The 7,958-nt window shown below is 40.7% G+C and carries 7 protein-coding genes; 1 reads left to right on the top strand and 6 read right to left on the bottom strand.

Translation table 11 applies throughout. The features are described 5' to 3' along the window. From HT736_RS11345 to HT736_RS11365, 5 genes are all read right to left on the bottom strand, one after another. Positions 1-3,746 (bottom strand): Rib/alpha-like domain-containing protein (locus HT736_RS11345; protein WP_172931056.1); only part of this gene is annotated, 3,746 nt, incomplete at its 3' end. Positions 3,747-4,446: 700 nt separating this feature from the next. Then, positions 4,447-4,581 carry a 50S ribosomal protein L34 gene (gene rpmH, locus HT736_RS11350; RefSeq protein ID WP_000831907.1) on the bottom strand — a complete coding sequence of 45 codons (135 nt, stop codon included), beginning with the start codon at positions 4,579-4,581 and terminating at the stop codon, positions 4,447-4,449. A gap of 144 nt (positions 4,582-4,725) precedes the next feature. Beyond that, complete coding sequence (locus HT736_RS11355) at positions 4,726-5,940, bottom strand: pyridoxal phosphate-dependent aminotransferase (RefSeq protein ID WP_050208835.1); 1,215 nt, start codon at positions 5,938-5,940, stop codon at positions 4,726-4,728. Between the two features lie 143 nt (positions 5,941-6,083). Beyond that, positions 6,084-6,641, bottom strand: a complete 558-nt coding sequence (locus HT736_RS11360) for a hypothetical protein (protein ID WP_001203814.1) — start codon at positions 6,639-6,641, stop codon at positions 6,084-6,086. A 20-nt stretch (positions 6,642-6,661) separates the two neighbouring features. Further along, complete coding sequence (locus HT736_RS11365) at positions 6,662-6,961, bottom strand: hypothetical protein (RefSeq protein WP_172931057.1); 300 nt, start codon at positions 6,959-6,961, stop codon at positions 6,662-6,664. Between the two features lie 171 nt (positions 6,962-7,132). Between HT736_RS11365 and HT736_RS11370 the strand changes: the two genes are divergently transcribed. Further along, on the top strand, positions 7,133-7,585 hold the full coding sequence (locus tag HT736_RS11370) for a universal stress protein (protein ID WP_000194272.1): 453 nt from the start codon (positions 7,133-7,135) through the stop codon (positions 7,583-7,585). A 37-nt stretch (positions 7,586-7,622) separates the two neighbouring features. On the opposite strand, the gene HT736_RS11900 is transcribed toward HT736_RS11370, so the two are convergent. Then, the gene (locus HT736_RS11900) at positions 7,623-7,862 is read right to left on the bottom strand and encodes a hypothetical protein (RefSeq protein WP_240154037.1); all 240 of its coding nucleotides are present in this window, start codon (positions 7,860-7,862) and stop codon (positions 7,623-7,625) included. Positions 7,863-7,958: the final 96 nt, after the last annotated feature.

A 7,958-nucleotide genomic window follows, 5' to 3' on the forward strand; every position in this document is an offset into this window, starting at 1 on the left:
GACAACTCTACTGTTGGTGCTAGAGAATTTGCAACTTTTGGATCTGTTCCATTTGCTTTTTCATCTGCATCTGAGATACCATCGTTGTCATCATCTGGATCCGTTACATCTGGAATACCATCTCCATCTGTATCACGTTGGATAGTCACTGGAACGCTGACGGTTACTTCATCTTGACCATTCTTAATTTTGACTGGAATAGTAATCTTACGTTCTTCTTCGTCTTTGCCCCAATCAGTAACAGTTGGTGTACCTGTTAACTTACCTTCGCCGTCAACTGTCAATCCATTAACTGGTTGTTCTGTTGTAATGGTTGAATCTGGCTTGTTAGCTGTTACAACTTTAGTTGGAGTAACTGGTGTTTTCTCCTTAACCGCTGACGGTGCTGTAACTGTACCGGCTAGAGAATTTGATACCTTAACCTTAACTGGTACTTCTTCACTTGATCCATCTGGATAGCTCACAATGACCACTGCAGATACAGTTTTTCCAGCTTGGCTAGTATCTGGAGTTTTTTTCCAGCGATAGCTAGTGTTTTTTGGTAGGTCTTGCTTGTTACTGATACTATCAGCTGCTGCAGGAACCGCATTTTTAGAAACTGTTTGGTCTTTTCCTTTTGGATTGTACTTAGAAGCTTGATCCTGAACAGTAATGGTGATTGTTTTTGTCGTAACTGCACCATCTTTATCATAGGCTTTAATAGTTACTTGGGATGCACCTGGATTTCCTGTTGGTGTACCTGTAATTTGACCATTCTTATAAGTCAAGCCTGCTGGTAAACCTGTTACCTCTACTGGATTTTTTTCACGTAAGCCTCGTCCGCCTTCATTATCCGCTACGGTTACTTTGATTGGACTGATTGGTTCATTTTTGGTAACAGTCGCTCCATTTGCTGTAATAGTTGGCCCTGTTACGTCTTTTACAGTGACTGGAACTGTCACTTCTTCACTTGATCCATCTGGATAAGTAACTTTTACAACTGCATTCCCAGCTGAACCGGCTGTGTTTGTTGAAGTTGGTTTACTTTGTACTGTTAGTGTTCCTGGACCAACGTTTTTCACTTTTGCTTTTACTGCATCATCTGAAATGGTTTGTCCTTGGTTTACTGTTAGGGGTTCGCCTACTGGATTATACTTGTCTTTTTGCGCTTGTACTACAATATCAATTGTCTTTGTAGTAACATTTCCGTTCTTATCATAGGCTTTAATGGTGACGCGAGATGTAGCCGGATTTCCTGTCGGTGTGCCTGTAATCTTACCATCCTTATAAGTCAAGCCTTCTGGTAAGCCTTCCACTAGAATAGGATCTTTATCACGCAAGCCAACACCACCTGTATTATCTACAGCTGTTACAGGGATTGGAGTAATTGGTTCGTTTTTAGTTACTGTAGCATCTGCTGCTGTAATGGTTGGCCCCGTCTTATCCCCAGCTGTGACAGTGAAAGTAAAGGTCACAGGTTTTGCTTGGTTCCCTGCATCATCAGTAGCCCTGAAGGTAATTGTCTGTGTTTTGCCAACATCTTCTGGTAGGGCTTTAAGGGTGATTTCCCTGATTTGTTTAGTAGCTGTACTTCCTTCTGATTTTACAAATGCTTGCGCTTTAATAAACCTGTTACCATATTTTGGTTGGCCTATAAAATCACTAACATCCAGATTAGCCTTCTTATCATCTGTTGCTGTGACTGTAAATGTTACCCATTGACCTTCTGTTACCGTTTGGCTTGCTGGTGTGATGGTCAAGGTTGGGGCTTGTTTGTCTGGTGCTTCTGTCGGTGTTACAGCGTCACTTCGTTCTGACTTCACCTCTCCACCATTGTTAACAATGGTTTCAGCTGTAATAGGGTTTCCTGGTAGAGCTTCTGTAACTGTAACGGTTGCAGTCTCTCCATCAGTTGTTCCAGTTCCAATCAGCTTAGTTCCATCGTAAAGGTTAACTGTTGAACCCTTTGGCACTCCGCTTCCTACATTCACTGTAAGTTTTTGTCCAGTGAGACCTTTCTTGTTTTCAAAGTCTGAAATAGTCGGTTTTTTAGGTCTAACGTTTAATGTAACTGTTCCGTCTGAGCCTGAGTTAGCATCTTCTGATGATGACTTATCACTGTAGGTAGCAATTACTTTATAAGTAAAGACTCCAGCTTGAGCTGTACTTGGTTTATTTCCATCTTTCCAGCTCCAATTCATTCCTGGCGGGAAGTCTTTACCACTTTTTGAAGTGATATAGCCATCACCTACAGGGTTATTGGTATCTTGAAGACTATCTCCCACCGTTTTGGTATGTGAGCTACCTTGGATAGGGTAGGTTTCTGCCTCTGTGGTCGTTTCTAACCTAGCACCCGTTGCCCCCACAATATATGACTGATTAGTAGTCGTTCCGAAAGTTGTTGTAGCAGCATAGACACGACCGTATTGAGCAGCCTCCTCAGCAGTTACATTGTCTTTAAGTTTAATCTTCGCATGCATGTGGACAGCATAAGGAAGATTTGATGGTCCAATTCTAACTCCCAAATAATACGATAGATTTGGATAATTACCATTTTTATCTTTTGTAAGAGTATTCAGAGTACTATCATATCGATTATTCTTGAATACAGCCCATCTCTGTGAATCACGGGTTACTCCCGAAGATGGATCATAGAAAGATATTCTATCATTATTAAAGATGTCATTCTTCTGAGCCCACGGATTAGAGATATAAGCTGTATTACCATACGGTCGAAATCCGTTAGTTCCATCAGAAAGTCTTTTTCCACCAATATTTTCGTATCGAGTGAAACCCAAGTCTTTTACAATATTACGAGAATCCATGATATTAAAAGGAGCTTGGAAATAATATTGTTGATTATATGACTTCTTCGTCATAGTTTTTCCATCGTTATTGAAGAAGACATCGTAGACTATCCATTTACCTTCACTGTCTTCCTGATATTTTGCTTTGATTACTGTCTTATTTTTAGTAAATTCCGGGTCATTATTTCTTGTATTTTGTCCACCATTATCAGATGGATCAACAGAAGCAAAGTATCTTACATCAGACAAAGCACCTTCGTTAACAGTACTCGGGATAGATTCCAGAGCCCTCCTAGATCTTCTAGATCTCTTAGGTTTATCTTCTGCTCCAGATGCAGAAGCAGCCCTGTCTGAACCCTCCTCCTTATGGTCGCTCGTTTCAGAAGAGGCATTTTTATCCGCTGATTCACTTCCCTGCGGCTGACTTTCTTCTTTAGAAGAACTTGATAAGACTGCCAAGTCCTTTTCCAAGTCCTCAGCAAGACTGTCAAGATCCCCTTGATCTGCATCAGCACGGGCTAATAATTCTTTTCCTTTTTGAAGTCGCTCCTTAATAGGACTTACAACTGAAGGATCGTGCTTCGAGTCGGTAGAAAGAAGAGCACTTACCTCTTCCACTAGCTTGCTCAAGCGGCTGTTATCAACTGTAGCAGCTTTCTCTTCAGCAGGTTGAGCTTCGTTATTTGCTGAAGGCTCACTGGCTACTTCGGCTTGATTTTCATCCCTTGCCTGCCCTGCTTCAGACGACTGCTCCCCATCTTTCGGGCTAGCTAGACCAGTAGTCGATGACGACGTGTTTTGGCTTGGGCTATCTGCACTCACGACGTTGGCCCCCATAAACATAAGAGCCGCAACCGCAACAGAAGCTGCACCAAAGCTATATTTACGAATAGAGAAGCGCAAGACTTTTTCGCGTTGATGGCGCTTTACCCTACTGAGTGAATTCGATTTATCTTCCATGTTACCTCCTTAAGAAGACTAATGATATAATAAAAAATAAGTTTCCCAACTCCCACTCCTTCAGAGAGTGAAGCTAGAAACAGCACCGTGATTCTTACTAATGAGTAAATGATAGGAGATGAGACCAGGTCCCCCTTAAGCCTCAAGCAACTATAATATCACAGCTATCACAGCTATCACAGCTATCACAGCTATCACAGCTATCACAGCTATCACAGCTACATTATACCACTTTGATAAAATTAGTCAACACTTATCCTGACACTTTTATCATTTTTTTCATCGCTGAATCCCACTGAAAGTTCTATAAGGAAGTTAGCCATCCAGCCCTCCTAAAAATGAGATGGTTCAACTATAGTGAAATGAAATAAGAACAGGACAAATCGATCAGGACAGTCAAATCGATTTCTAACAATGTTTTAGAAGTAGAGGTGTCCTATTCTCGTTTCAATCTACTATAGCTTATGACGAGCCCTTCCTTTACCAGACAGATCTATAGCGAAAGGAAATAAAAACGCAACAGATTGATTAGGAAATGCAAAGCAATTTCTAAAACTGTTTTAGCAGTCGCTATCTACTTTCCTAGCTTCAAGCTACTCTATCTTTAACACCGGGTTCATCTACTCTTACCCCTATTTTTAAGCACAATAAAAGCCAGTAGACTCGAGTTCCTACTGACTTTCCTTCTCCGTGGTTTGGACTAGGCAGCCAAAACGTTGCGTCCTTTACGACGACGAGCTGCCAATACGCGACGACCATTTTTAGTTGACATACGGTTACGGAATCCGTGTTTGCGCGCACGACGAAGTTTACTTGGTTGATAAGTACGTTTCACGATGAATACCTCCTCATAGATTTTGTATTCGTTTAGCCGGCTATAAAGTGATCAGTTACTAAACATACTTTACCATTCTATCTGATTCTGTCACTTTTGTCAATAGCTCTAAGCAATTGTTTCCAGCTTTTTCTCATGTAAGCCCTATCTGCGATACTGTTTTAAGAAACGAGTCATCTTTTCTTGGATTTGGGCTAGTTCCTCGACACGAGGAAGGTAAACGATACGGAAGTGGTCTGGTTCCTGCCAGTTAAAACCGCGACCATGAACCAAGAGCACCTTTTCCTGCTTCAAGAAATCAAGGACAAACTGCTCATCATCATCGATACGGTACATATTGCGGTCGATTTTGGGGAAGATATAGAGACCCGCCTTGGGTTTAACGGCAGATAAACCTGGAATATCCTGAATGGCATGGTAGATGAAGTTTCTTTGCTCGTAGATTCGTCCACCAGGAAGGAGTAATTCATCGACTGATTGGTGACCACCTAAGGAGGTTTGGACGACTTGTTGGGCCAAAACGTTAGAGCAAAGGCGCATATTGGACAGCATATTGAGCCCTTCGATATAGCCCTTAACATGTGTCTTAGGACCAGACAGAACCATCCAACCCACACGGAAACCAGCGATACGATGCGATTTTGACAGACCATTCATGCTGACACAGAAGAGATCCGGTGCCAAGCTGGCCACAGGCGTATGCACATGCCCATCCATGACCATGCGATCATAGATCTCGTCCGCAAAGATGATCAAGTCGTTTTGACGGGCAATCTCAATAATCTCCAGCAAGAGTTCCTTCGGATAAAGGGCTCCAGTTGGGTTGTTTGGATTGATAAGGACGATTGCCTTGGTATTGGAAGTGATTTTTGACTTGATATCCGCAATATCAGGGTACCATTCTGCAGCTTCATCACAGATATAGTGAACGGCATTTCCTCCAGCTAGGCTGACAGCCGCCGTCCATAGAGGATAGTCGGGCATAGGCACCAAGACCTCATCTCCATTGTCCAAAAGCCCCTGCATGGACATGACGATCAACTCACTGACACCATTTCCAAGATAAATATCATCCATAGCCACATTGGGGAATTTCTTCAGTTGGCAGTACTGCATGATGGCCTTACGGGCTGAAAAAATCCCTTTGGAATCAGAATAGCCTTCACTATCACGCGCATTCATAATCAAGTCATGGATGACCTCGTCTGGCGCTGTAAAGCCAAATTCTGCTGGATTTCCGGTGTTCAGACGCAAAATCTTTTCTCCATTTGCTCGCATCCGCATGGCTTCTTCCAAAACCGGACCACGGATATCATAAGCAACATGCTCTAACTTACTAGACTTGTTATATTCTTTCATCTTGTTTCCTCCATTCATCAGACTAGTAACATTATACCACTAGAAAGAGAATGCGACAAGTTTACTGGAAGCTGTTACTAGATTTATATAGAAGAAAATCCTCGCTAAAAGCGAGGAAATAGAGGAGAGTTTAAAGAGAATAACTATCCACCATAATTTCTCATAGTAGAAAATAAGGTATAGGCTGCAGATGCATATAATCTCCCATCTGGAGATAATACGTCACTATCAAGAATAGCTTTTAACTGTTTGATAAATCGTTTATCACAATCAATATTCCAATATCCATTATCTCTATAACAAATATCGTGATCTTTACATGCCCAGTCTAAAATATCAATTGCATTCCCATTTCTATCATCCATTGTATGACCTGGACCACACCAATTACCATAAGTAGGAATCAAACCTCTTCTTATTCTTTTTATTACTTTATTATGAGATAGCTTCTGATTTTTATAACTTATAGCGAGTTCATTCACCATTTCTGCAAGAGTTATTGTTTCTTTATTTTCATTCTGTTCTTCCATAATATCCGTCCGAATAAAAGGAATATTCGATTCATCTAATTCAGTGTATTTTTTCAAAATAGTAATTGATTGATCTATATTATTGGAATTTTCCTGAGCTACAACAGGAATAACCATTCCAAAAGTAAACAATACAAACATCATTGTAATTATATATTTAGAACATCTCATATCAACACCTCAACTAATTTCTACATACCAAAAGATAAACCTAGAAAAAGCAAGCCTAAAAAGGAGTCATAGAGAAGATTGAACATGAGGAAAAGCCCCCATATCATCAAGTAATCCCAGCGACCACTTCTTTTAGCGACTAGGAATAATACCAAATGGTAGAGTAAATGAAAGACTAAAAAGCCAACAAAACCTGGATAAAGAAGCGGAATCAACCTATCTAATTGCCAGATTATGATCACTTCTACCAAGACCGAAGCTAAGATGATTCCATAATAAAGGAAATTTATTTTTTTTGATTCTTGAAAAGAGTTTTTCATAACCACTCCTCTCCAATCTATTCTATCTTTACTCTCACTCTTTTTTATATATTTTAACATATATACATACATATGTCAAGCGCTAACATTTTTTGAAAAATACTTTTTTTGCTTTACTTCTATAGTGAAAAGGTTTACAATTGTAGTAAGAAAATTTCAGGAGGTTTCATTATGACACAACGTTACCAAAATATCATGGTCGCAATCGATGGTTCTAAGGAAGCAGACTTGGCTTTTGTCAAGGGAGTTCATTCTGCTCTACGAAACGACGCTAAACTCACCATCGCCCATGTCATTGACACACGCGCTCTCCAAAGCGTATCCACCTTTGATGCTGAAGTTTACGAACAACTCCAAGTCGACGCTGAAAGTCTGATGAAAGAGTACGAAAAACGTGCTAAAGATGCTGGTGTGGCCGATGTTCATATCGTCATTGAAATGGGAAATCCAAAGACCCTACTGGCACGTACTATTCCAGATGCTGAGGAAGTGGACCTCATCCTCCTTGGCGCAACCGGTCTCAACGCCTTTGAACGCCTATTAGTCGGCTCTTCATCTGAATACATCCTCCGCCATGCTAAGGTCGATTTGCTGGTGGTGAGAGAACAAGAAAAAACCTTATAATCACAAAGAAAAGGAGCTCAGCGCTCCTTTTTGTTTACTATTTATACTCTTCGAAAATCTCTTCAAACCACGTCAACGTCGCCTTGCCGTATATATGGTTACTGACTTCGTCAGTTCTATCTGCAACCTCAAAAACATGTTTTGAGCTGACTTCGTCAGTTCTATCCACAACCTCAAAGCAGTGCTTTGAGCTGACTTCGTCAGTTCTATCTGCAACCTCAAAGTCGTGCTTTGAGCAGCCTGCGGCTAGCTTCCTAATTTGCTCTTTGATTTTCATTGAGTATATAAAGTGAGAATCTGTTGAGTTGTTGAAACTCAGCAGATTTTTATATGTGAAAGAAATTTCAAATTTTTTCTAAAAATATCTTGACAG

It is taken from the genome of Streptococcus sp. 339 (assembly GCF_013277285.1).
Taxonomy (GTDB): domain Bacteria; phylum Bacillota; class Bacilli; order Lactobacillales; family Streptococcaceae; genus Streptococcus; species Streptococcus pseudopneumoniae.

Bases quoted from the DNA above. Each gene is read 5' to 3' on its own strand.
- HT736_RS11355 (WP_050208835.1), bottom strand. From the start codon at position 5,940: ATGAAAGAATATAACAAGTCTAGTAAGTTAGAGCATGTTGCTTATGAT.
- HT736_RS11360 (WP_001203814.1), bottom strand. From the start codon at position 6,641: ATGAGATGTTCTAAATATATAATTACAATGATGTTTGTATTGTTTACT.
- HT736_RS11365 (WP_172931057.1), bottom strand. From the start codon at position 6,961: ATGAAAAACTCTTTTCAAGAATCAAAAAAAATAAATTTCCTTTATTAT.
- HT736_RS11370 (WP_000194272.1), top strand. From the start codon at position 7,133: ATGACACAACGTTACCAAAATATCATGGTCGCAATCGATGGTTCTAAG.
- HT736_RS11900 (WP_240154037.1), bottom strand. From the start codon at position 7,862: ATGAAAATCAAAGAGCAAATTAGGAAGCTAGCCGCAGGCTGCTCAAAG.